General features: G+C 70.4%; 18 protein-coding genes and 1 tRNA gene. 15 read left to right on the top strand and 4 right to left on the bottom strand.

Annotated features, from left to right (window positions below):
* Positions 1-113: 113 nt before the first annotated feature.
* Positions 114-1,652, bottom strand: a complete 1,539-nt coding sequence (locus tag IE247_RS03715) for a helicase HerA-like domain-containing protein (RefSeq protein WP_190121349.1) — start codon at positions 1,650-1,652, stop codon at positions 114-116.
* Positions 1,653-1,748: 96 nt separating this feature from the next.
* On the opposite strand from IE247_RS03715, the gene IE247_RS03710 reads away from it, so the two are divergent.
* Both IE247_RS03710 and IE247_RS03705 read left to right on the top strand, forming a co-directional pair.
* Entirely contained in the window at positions 1,749-2,045 is a 297-nt protein-coding gene (locus IE247_RS03710; RefSeq protein WP_003955420.1) for a type II toxin-antitoxin system VapB family antitoxin, read from the top strand.
* A 93-nt stretch (positions 2,046-2,138) separates the two neighbouring features.
* Positions 2,139-2,765 (top strand): LytR C-terminal domain-containing protein, encoded by a 627-nt coding sequence (locus IE247_RS03705; protein ID WP_229868530.1) that lies wholly within the window; start codon positions 2,139-2,141, stop codon positions 2,763-2,765.
* Between the two features lie 97 nt (positions 2,766-2,862).
* Here the strand turns inward: IE247_RS03705 and upp are convergent, their stop codons facing one another.
* Positions 2,863-3,498, bottom strand: a complete 636-nt coding sequence (gene upp / locus IE247_RS03700; RefSeq protein WP_190121348.1) for a uracil phosphoribosyltransferase — start codon at positions 3,496-3,498, stop codon at positions 2,863-2,865.
* An 85-nt stretch (positions 3,499-3,583) separates the two neighbouring features.
* Between upp and IE247_RS03695 the strand changes: the two genes are divergently transcribed.
* From IE247_RS03695 to IE247_RS03680, 4 genes are all read left to right on the top strand, one after another.
* The gene (locus IE247_RS03695; RefSeq protein WP_229868527.1) at positions 3,584-3,865 is read left to right on the top strand and encodes a hypothetical protein; all 282 of its coding nucleotides are present in this window, start codon (positions 3,584-3,586) and stop codon (positions 3,863-3,865) included.
* A gap of 240 nt (positions 3,866-4,105) precedes the next feature.
* Complete coding sequence (locus IE247_RS03690; RefSeq protein WP_190121347.1) at positions 4,106-4,642, top strand: tRNA adenosine deaminase-associated protein; 537 nt, start codon at positions 4,106-4,108, stop codon at positions 4,640-4,642.
* A gap of 56 nt (positions 4,643-4,698) precedes the next feature.
* A complete protein-coding gene (gene tadA, locus IE247_RS03685; protein ID WP_190121346.1) occupies positions 4,699-5,127 on the top strand; it encodes a tRNA adenosine(34) deaminase TadA in 429 nt (142 codons plus the stop codon).
* Positions 5,128-5,234: 107 nt separating this feature from the next.
* Positions 5,235-5,319: transfer RNA gene (locus IE247_RS03680), tRNA-Ser, on the top strand.
* Positions 5,320-5,459: 140 nt separating this feature from the next.
* Here the strand turns inward: IE247_RS03680 and IE247_RS03675 are convergent.
* Complete coding sequence (locus tag IE247_RS03675) at positions 5,460-5,891, bottom strand: hypothetical protein (RefSeq protein WP_190121345.1); 432 nt, start codon at positions 5,889-5,891, stop codon at positions 5,460-5,462.
* 146 nt (positions 5,892-6,037) lie between these two features.
* Here IE247_RS03675 and IE247_RS03670 point away from each other — a divergent pair, with 146 nt between their 5' ends.
* The 8 genes from IE247_RS03670 (at position 6,038) to IE247_RS03635 (ending at position 11,919) form a co-directional block, all read left to right on the top strand.
* Positions 6,038-6,712, top strand: coding sequence for a response regulator transcription factor (locus IE247_RS03670; protein WP_190121344.1), 675 nt, complete (start codon positions 6,038-6,040; stop codon positions 6,710-6,712).
* 70 nt (positions 6,713-6,782) lie between these two features.
* Entirely contained in the window at positions 6,783-8,054 is a 1,272-nt protein-coding gene (locus IE247_RS03665) for an ATP-binding protein (RefSeq protein ID WP_190121343.1), read from the top strand.
* A gap of 13 nt (positions 8,055-8,067) precedes the next feature.
* A complete protein-coding gene (locus tag IE247_RS03660) occupies positions 8,068-8,307 on the top strand; it encodes a type II toxin-antitoxin system Phd/YefM family antitoxin (RefSeq protein WP_190121342.1) in 240 nt (79 codons plus the stop codon).
* Positions 8,304-8,750: a PIN domain-containing protein gene (locus tag IE247_RS03655; RefSeq protein WP_190121430.1), complete on the top strand. Its 447-nt coding sequence runs from the start codon at positions 8,304-8,306 to the stop codon at positions 8,748-8,750. The genes IE247_RS03660 and IE247_RS03655 overlap by 4 nt, the downstream gene beginning before the upstream one ends.
* 406 nt (positions 8,751-9,156) lie before the next feature.
* Positions 9,157-9,321, top strand: a complete 165-nt coding sequence (locus IE247_RS03650) for a hypothetical protein (protein WP_190121341.1) — start codon at positions 9,157-9,159, stop codon at positions 9,319-9,321.
* A 46-nt stretch (positions 9,322-9,367) separates the two neighbouring features.
* Positions 9,368-9,661 carry a Dabb family protein gene (locus IE247_RS03645; protein WP_190121340.1) on the top strand — a complete coding sequence of 98 codons (294 nt, stop codon included), beginning with the start codon at positions 9,368-9,370 and terminating at the stop codon, positions 9,659-9,661.
* Positions 9,662-9,867: 206 nt separating this feature from the next.
* Entirely contained in the window at positions 9,868-10,806 is a 939-nt protein-coding gene (locus IE247_RS03640; RefSeq protein ID WP_190121429.1) for an RNA polymerase sigma factor SigF, read from the top strand.
* A 234-nt stretch (positions 10,807-11,040) separates the two neighbouring features.
* The gene (locus tag IE247_RS03635) at positions 11,041-11,919 is read left to right on the top strand and encodes an RNA polymerase sigma factor SigF (protein WP_190121339.1); all 879 of its coding nucleotides are present in this window, start codon (positions 11,041-11,043) and stop codon (positions 11,917-11,919) included.
* 238 nt (positions 11,920-12,157) lie between these two features.
* Here IE247_RS03635 and IE247_RS03630 read toward each other — a convergent pair whose 3' ends face one another.
* Complete coding sequence (locus IE247_RS03630; protein ID WP_190121338.1) at positions 12,158-12,376, bottom strand: hypothetical protein; 219 nt, start codon at positions 12,374-12,376, stop codon at positions 12,158-12,160.
* Between the two features lie 198 nt (positions 12,377-12,574).
* Here IE247_RS03630 and IE247_RS03625 point away from each other — a divergent pair, with 198 nt between their 5' ends.
* Positions 12,575-13,072: a MarR family winged helix-turn-helix transcriptional regulator gene (locus IE247_RS03625; RefSeq protein WP_190121337.1), complete on the top strand. Its 498-nt coding sequence runs from the start codon at positions 12,575-12,577 to the stop codon at positions 13,070-13,072.
* The last annotated feature ends 43 nt before the right edge of the window (positions 13,073-13,115 follow it).

Raw genomic sequence — 13,115 nt, 5'->3', positions numbered from 1 at the left:
CGGGGCCCTCCACGGGGGCCACGGGGCCGCCACCGGGAAGTCGAGCAGCCGCCCCCCCGCCCGGGGGCCGCCGGTCCCGTCCCACAGAGGCACGGGCCCGCCGGCCGGGACGTCTAGCGCCGCCGGCGGGCGGTGCCGAAGAGGGAGCGGGTGATCTCGCGGCCGATCTGGGTGCCGACCGAGCGCGCCAGCGAGCGGAAGACCCCGCTGCCCACCACCTGCTCGACCAGCGAACCGTCGTCCCGGTCACCGCCCCGCGCTTTTGGCTCCGGTGCTTTCTCCTGTTCCGGCTCCGCCCGTTCGGCCTTCGCCGCCAGCTTCTCGAACGCCGACTCCCGGTCCACCGCCCGCGCGTAGCGCTCGTACAGCGGTGACTCCCGCACCGCCGCGTCCAGCGCCGCCGCGTCCACCGGCCCCATCAGCGACTGCGGGGCCCGCAGCCGGGTGGCCGCCACCGGGGTCGGAGCGCCCGACTCGCTCAGTACGGTGATCACCGCCTCGCCGGTGCCGAGCCCGGTGAGCACCTCCTCCAGGTCGTACGCCGAGTTCGGGAACGTACGGACCGTCGCCTTCAGCGCCTTGGCGTCCTCCGGGGTGAACGCCCGCAGCGCGTGCTGCACCCGGTTGCCGAGCTGGGCCAGCACATCGGAGGGCACGTCCTTGGGCGTCTGGGTCACGAAGAACACCCCGACCCCTTTCGAGCGAATCAGCCGCACGGTCTGGGTGATCGCCTCCAGAAACGCCTTGCTCGCGCCCGTGAACAGCAGATGCGCCTCGTCCAGGAAGAAGACCAGCTTGGGCTTGGCCAGGTCCCCCGCCTCCGGCAGCTCGTGGAAGAGGTCCGCCAGCAGCCACATCAGAAACGTCGAGAACAGCTGCGGCTTGCCCTGCACCGCCGCCAGTTCCAGCACGGAGACCAGCCCGCTCCCGTCCGGCGCGGTCCGCAGCAGCTCCGAGGTGTCGAACTCCGGCTCCCCGAAGAAACCCCCCGCACCCTGCTGCTCGAACGCGGTCACCGACCGCAGGATCACCCCGGCCGTGGCGGCGGACAGCCCGCCGATGTCCTTGAGTTCGGCCCTCCCCTCGGGCGAGGTCAGAAACGCGACCACCGCCCGCAGATCCTTCAGATCCACCAGTTCGAGCCCCTTGGCGTCGGCGTAGTGGAAGATCAGCCCGAGCGACTGCTCCTGCGTCGGGTTGAGCCCGAGCACCTTGGAGAGCAGTACGGGACCGAAGCCGGTCACCGTCGCCCGGACCGGGATCCCCGGGCCGATGCCGCCGAGCCCGTAGAACTCGGCGGGGAACCCCCGCGCCTCCCACTCCTGTCCGACCTGCGCGGCTCGTTCGCCCACCCGCTCGCCCGGCTGCCCGGGGGCGGAGATGCCGGAGACGTCCCCCTTGATGTCCGCGAGAAAGACCGGCACACCGTTGGCGGAGAGCTGCTCGGCGATCAGCTGGAGCGTCTTCGTCTTGCCCGTCCCGGTCGCCCCGGCCACCAGTCCGTGCCGGTTGAGCATCGACAGCGGGATACGGATCGGGGCCTCGGGCAGACACCGCCCCTCCCACAGAAGCGCGCCCAGCTCGATCGCCGCTCCCGTGAGGGCGTACCCGGAGGCGATTTCCCGCGCGGGCGGCGGCACGCTCTCGACCATGAGGCCCCCGATTCTCCGTATCTGAGGAGTTTTGCCCAGGATCGCACTCGGCCGCCGTGGCTGCGCCCGGAGGCGCTCGCCCGGTAGGCTTTCCGTGTGATCTTCAAGCGCATCGGAAACGGACGGCCTTACCCCGACCATGGCCGGGAAAGCACCCGGCAGTGGGCGGACGTCGCGCCGCGCCCGGTCCGCCTCGATCAGCTGGTGACCACCAAGGGCCAGCTCGATCTGGAGACCCTCCTCGCCGAGGACTCCACCTTCTACGGCGACCTCTTCGCCCATGTCGTGAAGTGGCAGGGCGACCTCTATCTGGAGGACGGCCTGCACCGCGCGGTGCGCGCCGCGCTCCAGCAGCGGCAGGTCCTGCACGCACGGGTCCTCGAACTGGGCTGACACTGACCCGTTCGGGGCCTTTCGGAGGCCGTACGGACCCAGTCAGTCGATCATCTTGTACGAATGGCCCCCGGGCCGCATTACGCTGCGCCCATGAGCATGCTGACTCCTCCCGGCATGGGTGGAAAGTACCGCGTCACGGGCGAGACGTACCCGCGGATGCGACGCCCGCGCAAGCGCCGCAGGATCATCACGGCGCTGGTCGCCGCAGGGGTCGTTCTCGGAGTGGCCGGCTGGGGGACGCTACAGCTCATCGACGTCTTCACGGACGACGGCAAGAAGGCCGCCGCGGCGGCCCGCGGCGAGGACTGCAAGCCGGCTCCCAAGGAGTCCGCCGCGCCGCCGCTGCGGCTCAGACCGGCCCAGGTCACCGTGAACGTCTACAACGCCACCCCTCGCAGCGGTCTCGCCAAGGCCGCCGCCGACGAGCTGAAGAAGCGCGGCTTCACCATCGGCAAGGTGGGCAACGCCCCCGCCGCCTTCGACAAGAAAATCAAGAACACGGGTGTGCTGCTGGGCTCCCCGACGGCCGTCAAGGGCCCCTTCCTTCTCCTCGGCACCCAGCTCAAGGGCACCACCAACAAGACCGACGCCCGCAAGACCAAGGACGTCGACCTGATCCTCGGCACGGCCTTCACCAAGCTGTCCCCCAAGCCCGCGGCCGACCGCGCCCTCACCGCTCTCGCCAACCCCGCGCCGGGGCCGAAGCCCAAGTGCTGAGCGGGCGCCCGGCGGCCCCGGGTCCCCGGAGCACGGAGAAGCCCCGGGTCCAGGGGACCCGGGGCTTCTCCACATCCTGAGCCGCGCGACCGCTCCGCTACTCCGCGCTGCCGTACATCCGGTCACCGGCGTCACCGAGCCCGGGCACGATGTACCCCTGCTCGTTCAGCCGCTCGTCCACCGCGGCTGTCACCACGGTCACCGGCGTCCCCGCCAGCTCGCGCTCCATGACCTCGACGCCCTCGGGGGCGGCCAGCAGCACCACGGCCGTCACATCGTCCGCACCGCGCTTGATCAGCTCACGGATCGCCGCTACCAGCGTCCCGCCGGTCGCCAGCATCGGGTCCAGGACATACACCTGACGCCCGGAAAGGTCCTCCGGCATCCGCGTGGCATAGGTCGACGCCTCCAGCGTCTCCTCATTGCGGATCATCCCGAGGAAGCCGACCTCGGCGGTGGGCAGCAGCCGCACCATCCCGTCGAGCATCCCGAGCCCGGCCCGGAGGATCGGCACCACCAGCGGGCGCGGGTGCGACAGCTTCACACCGGTCGTCCGGACCACCGGGGTCTCGATGTCCACCAGCTCGGTGCGCACGTCCCTGGTCGCCTCGTACGCGAGGAGCGTGACCAGCTCGTCGGCGAGCCGCCGGAAGGTGGGGGAGTCGGTGCGCCGATCGCGCAGCGTGGTGAGTTTGTGCGCCACCAGCGGGTGGTCGACGACATGGATCCGCATGACGTCAACAGTAGCCCGGCTCGCATCAAGGAACCTTCCGGAGGGAAGGTGGAGGCAGACGTCCAGCCGTGGAGTGGTGTGGCCGATGCCGGAACCGGAGTATCCCGAACATGAGCACGAGCACGGGTGCGAGCGCGGGCAACGCGCCGTGGAGCGCGCCGTGGAGCACGCCCGGAAAAGCCCGGAGACAGAGCCGGAGAATGAGCACGAGACCGATCCGGAGTCGAACTCCGAGCGCAGACGGCGACGCGCCCAGTTCCTCCGAGAGCTGAACGAGGCGAAGGCCCTGCGGGACCGCGTCCAGCCCCGGCGGGCCAGGGCGGCCCGGATGCGCCAGCAGATGCGGATGCGCACCTTCCGCTGGTAGCCCGTCCGGTGCCCCCGACACCGGCTCCCGCACTGGTTCCACACCGGTCCCGCAGCGGCTTCCGCGCCGGTTCCCTGGTTCCACGTGAAACCTCCGGATGGGACCGGATGAGAACTGATGGCCGACGCAACGACGGAAGACCTCTCGCAAAGCCCCGGTTTCTGCCACGATTCCGAGTGGGCGAGGCACACATCAGCGCACCGCCCAGTCGTCACACCTCTGATCAGTGGGAGAGTCACGGTGTACTTCGCCGCACTGCTCGCGCGCACTCAAGACGGGTGGGAAGCGAGCGACACGGAGTTCGACGATGTGGAGACCCTGTCCGATCTGTCCGATCTGGCCCGCGCGGCCTCGCTGGACGAGGACACGGTGATCCTCTTCATCGAGCAGGAGGATTCCTGGTTCGGACTCGTCCGGGTGGAGGGCGAGGAGGATCCTCGTATCTTCGTCTCCGACGCGGCAGCCGCCGCGCGCTCCTCGTACGGGGAGATCCTCACCAATGAACTGCTCGGCCGGGACGCCGACGACCCGTCCGACGAACTGGACGCGCTGGACCTCGACGGCACCGAGGACGGAGAGCCGTCCGCGCACGACAATGACCATGACGACGACACGGACCCCGCCGCCGAGGCGGTGCCGGCCGCGCCGCTGGGCGACCGCGGCATCCTCGCCGACCTCGGCCTCTCGGAGAAGGAGCTGCTGACCCTGAACACCGACGCACTGCCGGAGATCGCCGACGCCCTGGGCGCGGCCGAGGTGCTGGAGACCGTCCGCTAGTGACGGAAGAGGCCACCCTGACAGGAGACCCCGTACGAGACCCGTGGGAGACGCCGATGCGTCTCGCCCTCGCGGAGGCCGGACACGCGGCGCTCTCCGGCGATGTGCCGGTCGGCGCCGTCGTGCTGGACCCCGACGGCGTCCCGCTCTCCTTCGGCCACAACGAACGCGAACTGACCGGCGACCCCACGGCCCACGCCGAGGTACTGGCGATCCGCCGCGCCGCCGAGCACCTCGGCGGCTGGCGGCTGTCCGGCTGCACCCTGGTCGTGACCCTCGAACCCTGCACCATGTGCGCCGGTGCGATCACCCAGTCCCGCCTCGACCGCGTCATCTACGGCGCCCGCGACGAGAAGGCCGGCGCGGCCGGCTCCCTCTGGGACGTCGTCCGCGACCGCAGGCTCAACCACCGCCCCGAGGTCGTCCAGGGCGTCCTGGAACCCGAGTGCGCGAAGCTCCTCACCGACTTCTTCCGCACCCGCTGACCGCCCCTGACCGCCCCCTCGTCGCCCCCCACCCTCCCCACCTGCGAAAACACCTCATCCATCAACCGATTTCGGCTCACGGCCCACTGTGGGCTAAGCTCTCTCCCGGTAGCGTGTCCGAGCGGCCGAAGGAGCTCGCCTCGAAAGCGAGTGTGGGGAAACTCACCGAGGGTTCAAATCCCTCCGCTACCGCTTCTCACACCCCCTGATCCGCGGAAACGCGATCAGGGGGTGTTTTGCGTACTCCTTCGGCGTCCGGAAACCCGGAACAGGGCCGTCCCGCCTGGCGAGCGGGACGGCCCTGTCTGTGGGGGGCGTGATTCCGGACCGGTCTACTTCTTCTGTTCGAACGCGCCGGGCCCGGCGGGCTCGAAGGGGTCGCCGGGCTTGTCGTCCTCGGCGGACTCGAAGCAGATCTCCGGCTTGCCGTCGGCGCCGCCGGACGGCAGGGCCGCTCCGGTCGGCAGCTCACCGTCGGCAGGCACGAAGCAGAAAGCCGACGCGTCGCCGAACGCGTGCTTGCTGGTCACCTTGCCGGGACGGTCCGCGGCCTTGCCCGGGTCCCAGCCCGGGTCCTTGTCGACAGACTCGGTGGAGGGGCCCACGCCCTTGTCCGGGTGCTGAACGGTGGTCGCGGACTTGGGCTCGGAGGTGTCGGAGCTGTCGGCACCGTTCGCCTGGGCAGCCCCGATGGCGGCGCTGACGCCCAGCAGAGCGGTGGCGCCGACGATGGCGGCACGCTTGAGAGTCTTGGACTGACGCACAGGATGTCCTTCCGGTCCGGTCACCGCTCGATCCGCGGTGGCGATGGGTGAACCGTGGCAGGGGGCCGCTGAGGCCACACTGAAATCCTGAAGCGGGCTTCAGCACGGGCTGCCGGTCGCCCCTCCGTTGAGGCAGGCTGCACAACATGCGCATGCTGATGGTGGAGGACGACGCACGGCTGGCGGGTCTGCTGCGCCAGGGGCTGGCCGGTGAAGGCTTCGAGGTGGACTGGGTCGCCGACGGACGCCGGGGGCTGCGGCGCGCGCTGTCGGGGAAGTACGACGTGATCGTGCTGGATGTGATGCTGCCGGGCCTGAACGGCTACGCCGTCTGCGCCGGGCTGCGCGCGGCGGGCAGCGCCACCCCGGTGCTGATGCTCACCGCCAAGGACGGGGAGTACGACGTGGCCGAGGGGCTGGAGACGGGGGCGGACGACTATCTGGCCAAGCCGTTCTCCTTCGTCGTGCTCACCGCCCGCCTCAAGGCCCTCGTCCGCCGTTCCGGCCGCCGCGCCACGGCGGTGCTCCAGGTGGGGGATCTGCGCGTCGAGCCGGTGTCGCTGCGCTGCTGGCGCGGCCGGGACGAAGTCGTCCTGACGGCCAAGGAGTTCGCGGTGCTGGCCTGTCTGGCCGAGCGGGCCGACGAGATCGTCACCAAGACCGACATCGCCGAACGCGTGTGGGACGAGTACTACGAGGGCGACTTGAACATCGTGGAGGTGTACGTCAGTGCGCTCCGCCGGAAAATCGACGCGCCGTTCGGGCGCAGAAGCATCCGCACCGTCCGGGGTGCCGGCTACCGGCTGTCCTCCGAGAGCTGAGGGCCCGGTGCCCGCGCCCGCGCGCCGCCGGTTCCCACTCCGCGTACGGCCGGCCACGGTGCGGGGACGGATGACTCTCGCCGTGGCCGCGGTGCTGGCCGTCGCACTGACGGCGGGGGCGACCGTTCTGCTCGGCACCGTACGCGGCGATCTGTGGCAGTCGGCCCGGGACGCCTCTCAGCGGCAGGCCGATCTGGCGGTGACGCTCATGGAGCGGGCGGGAAAGAGCGGCATCGGCGACAGCGTCGAGGTGAACGGGGCCGAAGTCGAGGTGGTCCCCGTGTCGGAGGCCGCCTCCGGGCCGTCCCTGGAGACGAGGTCCGCGGAGAGGGCCGCCGAGGGGCCCAAGGTGTCCTCGTTCTCGGCCGACGGCCGCTACCGTGCCCGGAGCGTGGTCGACCTCACCGCCGCCGAGGACACCCTGCGCGGTGTGCTCGTGCTCGTGGCGACCGGTGTGCTGCTGATCGTGCTGCTCGGAGCGGCGCTGACCTGGGTGGCGGTGGGCCGGGCGCTGGCCCCGGTCGAGGCGGTGCGCCGGGAGGCCGCCGAGATCACCGCCAACGATCTGCACCGCCGTCTGCCGGTCCCACCCGCACGGGACGAGATCTCCCGTCTGGCCACCACCCTCAACAACACCCTGGACCGCCTGGACCGCGCCGTCACCCGACTGCGCGTCTTCACCGGCGACGTCTCCCACGAACTGCGCGGGCCGCTCACCGTCCTGCGCACCCGCCTCGAACTCGCCCTCGCCCGCCCCGACGGCGCGGACTGGCCCGAGGTCGCCGCCGAGGCCCTCGAAGACACCGGCCGCCTCCAGACCCTCGTCGGCGACCTCCTGCTCCTGGCCCGTCTGGACGCCCACCGCGAACCGCACCACCGACAGGTCGACCTCACCCTCCTCACCCACGACCTGGCCCGCCGGCCGGGGATCACCCCGCCCGCGGACATCGACGCCCTGGGCCCCGCACCCGTACTCGGCAACGCCGCCCAGCTGACGCGGCTGCTGGCCAACCTCCTGGAGAACGCGCGCCGCCACGCGGTCGCGGCCGTCCGGGTCCGCGTGACCGCCGGCGGGCATGAAGTGGTCCTGGAGGTGACCGACGACGGCCCGGGAATCCCGGCCGAGGACCGCGAACGCGTCTTCGACCGCTTCACCCGCCTCGACGACGCCCGTACCCGCCACGACGGCGGCACCGGCCTCGGCCTGGCCATCGCCCGCTCCATCGCCACCGCCCACGGCGGCACCCTCACCGCCCGGGCCCCCGCCGCCTCCGGGGGCGGCGCCCGCTTGGTCCTGCGTCTGCCCAAGGCGCCGCCACAGGGCCGCCCAGACTCCATGTAGTAACATGTACTACATGGAGACTACAGCCCGCGATTTCAATCAGAGATCGTCACAGATCCTCGCCGCGGCGGCCCGTGGCGAGACCATCACTGTCACCAAGAACGGCATCGCGGTCGCGCGTGTGGTGCCCATAGGAGAGGACGTCCCGCCCTATCCGACCGACCCCATGGGCCTCATCGACCTCCCCGACCTGGGCCTTCCCGATCTCAGCGACGACGAGATCGAGGACGTGCTGAAGGGCATGGGGGCCTGATCGTGATCGCTATCGCCGACACCAACGCGCTCTACCGCCTCCTCGACCCGCGTCTCGCGGAACACGAGGCCCACAAGGAAGCGCTGGCGACCATCAGTCACCTCATCGTCTCGCCCATGGTGCTCGCCGAGCTGGACTATCTGATCTCGGCACGCGGCGGCGCACGGAAAGCCCTGACCGCGGCACGGTTCATCGAGCGGAACACAGCGACCCGCAGATTCGAGGTGCCGCCCGTCGCCGCGCACCTCAGCTCGGCGATCGCCGTCGCCGAGGGCTACGCGGACGCGGACGGAGGGCAGGGCATCGGCCTGACGGACGCCATGAACGTCGCGCTGGCGGCGGCCTACCGCACGGAGGTCCTGTTCACGACGGACCGCCACTTCCGGATGATCCGGCCGCTGACCGGCCACAAGGCGTTCCGACTGCTGCCGGAGGACCGGTAGGGGCCTCAGAACGTCCGGCCGGGACAGAGGGACAAGGGGGAGAGGAGGAGGGGTCCGGGGGAAGCGGTCGGGGGGGATGACCGCTTCCCCCGGTGGGGTGGGACGGACCGGCCCTCGGGCCCTGCCGCAGTCGGGGGGAGCATGCGGCGGGCCCCGCACAGGGGCCGGTACGGGAGCCGGCGGAATTCCTGCCGTATCCCCGCGGGCCCGCACCCGACTCCATCGTGCGCCCTCAAAGGCCCCGACTTGGACGGCGAACGGCCCCGATCCTCGGGTCCTTGGTCCTTAAAGGCTCGGTTAGACTTCCGCGACTCTCCACGATCACGGCACGGACGGGGCCGGGACGGAGAGCCGGGGGCCACGGCGGAGTCAGCGGAGTCACAGGGAACACCGGGGAGGAAGAGGCATGGCACAAGCGAAGAAGATCGCCCTCTACATCATCGTCATCTTCGTGGTGTACACGATCATCACCTCCCCCGAGAAGTCCGCCGACCTGGTCCAGATAGGCTTCGAGGGCATATCCAGCGCCGCCAAGAGCGTCGGCGACTTCATGACCGAGCTGGTCAACTAGCCCCCGGCGGACCCCGCCGCCGCCGGCCCCTGCCGAGGAGCGTTCCTTGATCCGTCACCTGGTTCTCTTCAAGCTCAACGAGGGCGTCGAGCGGGACGAGCCCCGAGTGGCCGCCGGAGCGAAGGCCTTCCAGGAGCTCGACGGGCTCGTGCCCGAGCTGGAGTTCTGGGAGTGCGCCTGGAACATCAGCGACCGGCCCATGGCCTACGACTTCGCGATCAACTCCGCCGTGGCCGACCGTGACGCGCTGAAGAGGTACATCGAGCATCCGGCCCATCAGGCCGCCGCCGGACGGTGGCGCGAGTTCGCCACCTGGGTGATCGCCGACTACGAGTTCTGAGCCCCGGCCGGGGCCCGCGTCCCCGGCGCCGTACGGCACATCAGCAGCCCCCCGCCCTTGTGGCGGGGGGCTGCTTGAGGTTTAAACCCCAACTTGCCTTCAACACGGTGTTATCTGGTGCTTGCACACAGTGGACATGTCTTGTGATGCTATGACCGCTTTTGATTGATGACTTGACCGTAGATGACCGCAAAGGGGTGGCGTACGTGCCGGCCAGTACCGCGCCTGAAGCGCTGCCCCAGAACGAGCGGGCGAACGATCCCCCCGCAGCGGCCCCCACCCCCGCCACCGTCACCGTCACCACCACAGAAGCCGAGGCCGAGCTGACCGACACCGGGGCCCCGGACGACGCCGGGGCCGCCGGGTCCGTCCGGCCCGGCGGGCGGGGGGCGGACACCCGCGCCCTCACCCTGGTCCTCTTCGGGGAGCTGAAGCAGCTGGAGCCCGGGACCCCGGAGCACAGCAGGGTGCGCGGGGCCCTGATCGAGGCGAATCTCCCGCTGGTGCGGTACGCGGCGGCCCGCTTCCGCAGCCGCAATGAGCCGATGGAGGACGTCGTCCAGGTCGGCACGATCGGCCTGATCAACGCGATCGACCGGTTCGATCCGGACCGGGGGGTGCAGTTCCCGACCTTCGCGATGCCCACGGTCGTCGGCGAGATCAAACGATACTTCCGTGACAACGTACGGACCGTGCATGTGCCCCGGCGGCTGCACGAGCTGTGGGTGCAGGTCAACGGCGCGACCGAGGATCTGACGACGGCCCACGGCCGCATCCCGACGACCGCCGAGATCGCCGAGCGGCTGAAGATCGGCGAGGACGAGGTGCTCGCCTGCATCGAGGCCGGACGTTCGTACCACGCGACCTCGCTGGAGGCGGCCCAGGAGGGCGACGGGCTGCCGGGGCTGCTCGACCGGCTCGGCTATGAGGACCCGGCGCTGGCGGGCGTCGAACACCGGGACCTCGTACGGCATCTGCTGGTGCAGCTACCGGAGCGGGAGCAGCGGATTCTGATGCTCCGTTACTACAGCAATCTGACGCAGTCGCAGATCAGCCAGGAGCTCGGCGTTTCGCAGATGCACGTGTCAAGGCTCCTTGCCCGCAGCTTCGCCCGATTGCGGTCCGCAAACAGGATCGAAGCGTAGTCGGAACGGGTAGACCCAAGCAGAACGTTTTTCAGGGGCACCAACACCCCTGCACCCCTTGCTTCCTGCGATGATCCCCTGAAGCTGTGTCGACAAATCTCTTCGGCGTGTTGCCGACATGTGACATTCTGCCGGAGAAGCGTTTGCGGCAGCCTTGCGGCCGGTATTTCAGGTGCAGGCTGCGTTCCCGTTGGTCGCGGCCACCGCGACCGTACGCGACCTCAAGGGGGTGGCATGTCCGTAGAACAGGGCAGCTCGAAGGTGCTCACGCTCACGCCCGCGCAGAGCGCCCCCGCACCTGTCACACCTGACAGCTCGGAGGCCATCGACACCCGAACTCTCTCCCGTTCACTCTTCCTGCGGCTGCGCGCGCTGGACACGGCGAACGCGGCGAACGGCGACGGGACCGTCGACAGCCCGGAGCGCACCTATGTGCGCGACACTCTGATCGAGCTGAATCTTCCGCTGGTGCGGTACGCGGCGGCCCGCTTCCGCAGCCGCAATGAGCCGATGGAGGACATCGTCCAGGTCGGCACGATCGGCCTGATCAAGGCGATCGACCGGTTCGACTGCGAACGGGGCGTGGAATTCCCCACGTTCGCGATGCCGACCGTCGTGGGCGAGATCAAGCGCTTCTTCCGTGACACCTCGTGGTCGGTGCGGGTGCCGCGCCGGCTCCAGGAGCTGCGGCTCGCGCTCACCAAGGCGAGCGACGAGCTGGCCCAGCGTCTCGACCGCTCCCCGACCGTGCCCGAACTCGCCGCCGTCCTGGGCGTTTCGGAGGAAGAGGTCGTCGACGGCCTCGCCGTCGGCAACGCGTACACCGCCTCCTCGCTGGACTCCCCGTCCCCCGAGGACGACGGCGGCGAGGGCTCCCTCGCCGACCGGCTGGGGTACGAGGACACCGCGCTGGAGGGGGTGGAGTACCGCGAGTCGCTGAAGCCGCTGCTGGCCAAACTCCCGCCCAGGGAGCGGCAGATCATCATGCTGCGCTTCTTCGCGAACATGACCCAGTCGCAGATCGGCGAGGAGGTCGGCATCTCGCAGATGCATGTCTCCCGGCTGCTGACGCGTACGCTCGCCCAGCTGCGGGACGGTCTGATCTCCGACTGACGCAGGACCGGTCCCCGGTGGAACGCCGCCCGGCCACCGGGGCCTTCGCGCCGATGTGACGTCAATCGCCGCGCGGCGGAGGACCGATACGCATCGTGGAGCGCGGAACGACGGTGGCGGCGCGCCCGGCCGGGAGCGCCGACCCGCCGCACGGGACGCCGGCGCGGCCGCACCGAAGTGCGGCCCCGGACCGGCCGATTACCCGGTCGCCCGGTTACGCGGTTACGCGGTTACGCGGTTACGCGAATGCCAGCCAGGCCACCGCGCCGAGGATCGCGACCACCGCGACGACCGCGATGATCACGCCGGGCTTCGGCCCGGACTGCGCGGAGGCGTTCTGACGACGGCCCTGCGGCTCGCCCTCGTCGACGAACGCGCGGAACATCTGGGTGCTGCCGGAAGGGTCTTGGCCGCCCTGGGGGTGCTGGCCCTGGGGAGCATGGGGGTTGTGTGCCATGGGGCACGACCCTAGCGAACCCGTACGCGGGACCCAACCCCGGGCACGGACCACCGCCTCCGTACGCGAAGCCCTCACGGGGCCCTGAACACCCCTCCCCCTTTTCATTTGCCTTCAGCAACCAACAATCCTATGGTTGCCCAAAGCAACGACAAAGCTCGACGGCGAGCTGAACGACGGACTCGGGGAGGCTCGGCCATGGCCGCAGAGGCTCAGTACGCGGAACTGGCCCGGCAGCTCAGCGCCATCGGCACGCTCCGGCGCGGCCTGGCCCGGCTGCTGCCCGTCGAGTGCCCCTCGGGATCCGCCGCCGTGCTCGCCCTGCTGGACCGGCACGGTGAGATGCGGATGGGCCGGCTCGCCGAGCTGCTCTCCGTCGACATGTCGGTGACCAGCAGACATGTGGCCCATGCCGCCGGATCGGGCTGGGTCGAGCGCGATCTCGACCCCGGTGACCGGCGCTCCCGCATCCTGCGGCTCACCCCGGCGGGCTCGGCCATGATCGCCGAGCTGCACCGGCGTACCGCGGGCGTCTTCGCCCGCCGCCTCCACGACTGGTCCGACGACGAGATCGGACAGCTGATCGACATGCTCGCCCGGCTGCGCGACTCCTTCGGGGACCACTGCGCGCTCCCCCTCGATCCCCGCGACACGGCACACGGCGACACAGCACACGACGTGACAGACAAGACATAAGAGAAGGACCACTCATGGCGACGACCACACCGTCCGGTCTGCG

The sequence above is a fragment of the Streptomyces inusitatus genome, from assembly GCF_014651115.1.
GTDB lineage: Bacteria > Actinomycetota > Actinomycetes > Streptomycetales > Streptomycetaceae > Streptomyces > Streptomyces amakusaensis.
This window is presented reverse-complemented; position numbering and strand designations above follow the sequence as displayed.

Coding starts and splice junctions, on each gene's coding strand:
- IE247_RS03695 (WP_229868527.1), top strand. CDS start 3,584: ATGCCGGAACCGGAGTATCCCGAACATGAGCACGAGCACGGGTGCGAG.
- upp (WP_190121348.1), bottom strand. CDS start 3,498: ATGCGGATCCATGTCGTCGACCACCCGCTGGTGGCGCACAAACTCACC.
- IE247_RS03715 (WP_190121349.1), bottom strand. CDS start 1,652: ATGGTCGAGAGCGTGCCGCCGCCCGCGCGGGAAATCGCCTCCGGGTAC.
- IE247_RS03660 (WP_190121342.1), top strand. CDS start 8,068: ATGGAGACTACAGCCCGCGATTTCAATCAGAGATCGTCACAGATCCTC.
- IE247_RS03705 (WP_229868530.1), top strand. CDS start 2,139: ATGAGCATGCTGACTCCTCCCGGCATGGGTGGAAAGTACCGCGTCACG.
- IE247_RS03665 (WP_190121343.1), top strand. CDS start 6,783: ATGACTCTCGCCGTGGCCGCGGTGCTGGCCGTCGCACTGACGGCGGGG.
- IE247_RS03625 (WP_190121337.1), top strand. CDS start 12,575: ATGGCCGCAGAGGCTCAGTACGCGGAACTGGCCCGGCAGCTCAGCGCC.
- IE247_RS03650 (WP_190121341.1), top strand. CDS start 9,157: ATGGCACAAGCGAAGAAGATCGCCCTCTACATCATCGTCATCTTCGTG.
- tadA (WP_190121346.1), top strand. CDS start 4,699: ATGCGTCTCGCCCTCGCGGAGGCCGGACACGCGGCGCTCTCCGGCGAT.
- IE247_RS03630 (WP_190121338.1), bottom strand. CDS start 12,376: ATGGCACACAACCCCCATGCTCCCCAGGGCCAGCACCCCCAGGGCGGC.
- IE247_RS03670 (WP_190121344.1), top strand. CDS start 6,038: ATGCGCATGCTGATGGTGGAGGACGACGCACGGCTGGCGGGTCTGCTG.
- IE247_RS03635 (WP_190121339.1), top strand. CDS start 11,041: ATGTCCGTAGAACAGGGCAGCTCGAAGGTGCTCACGCTCACGCCCGCG.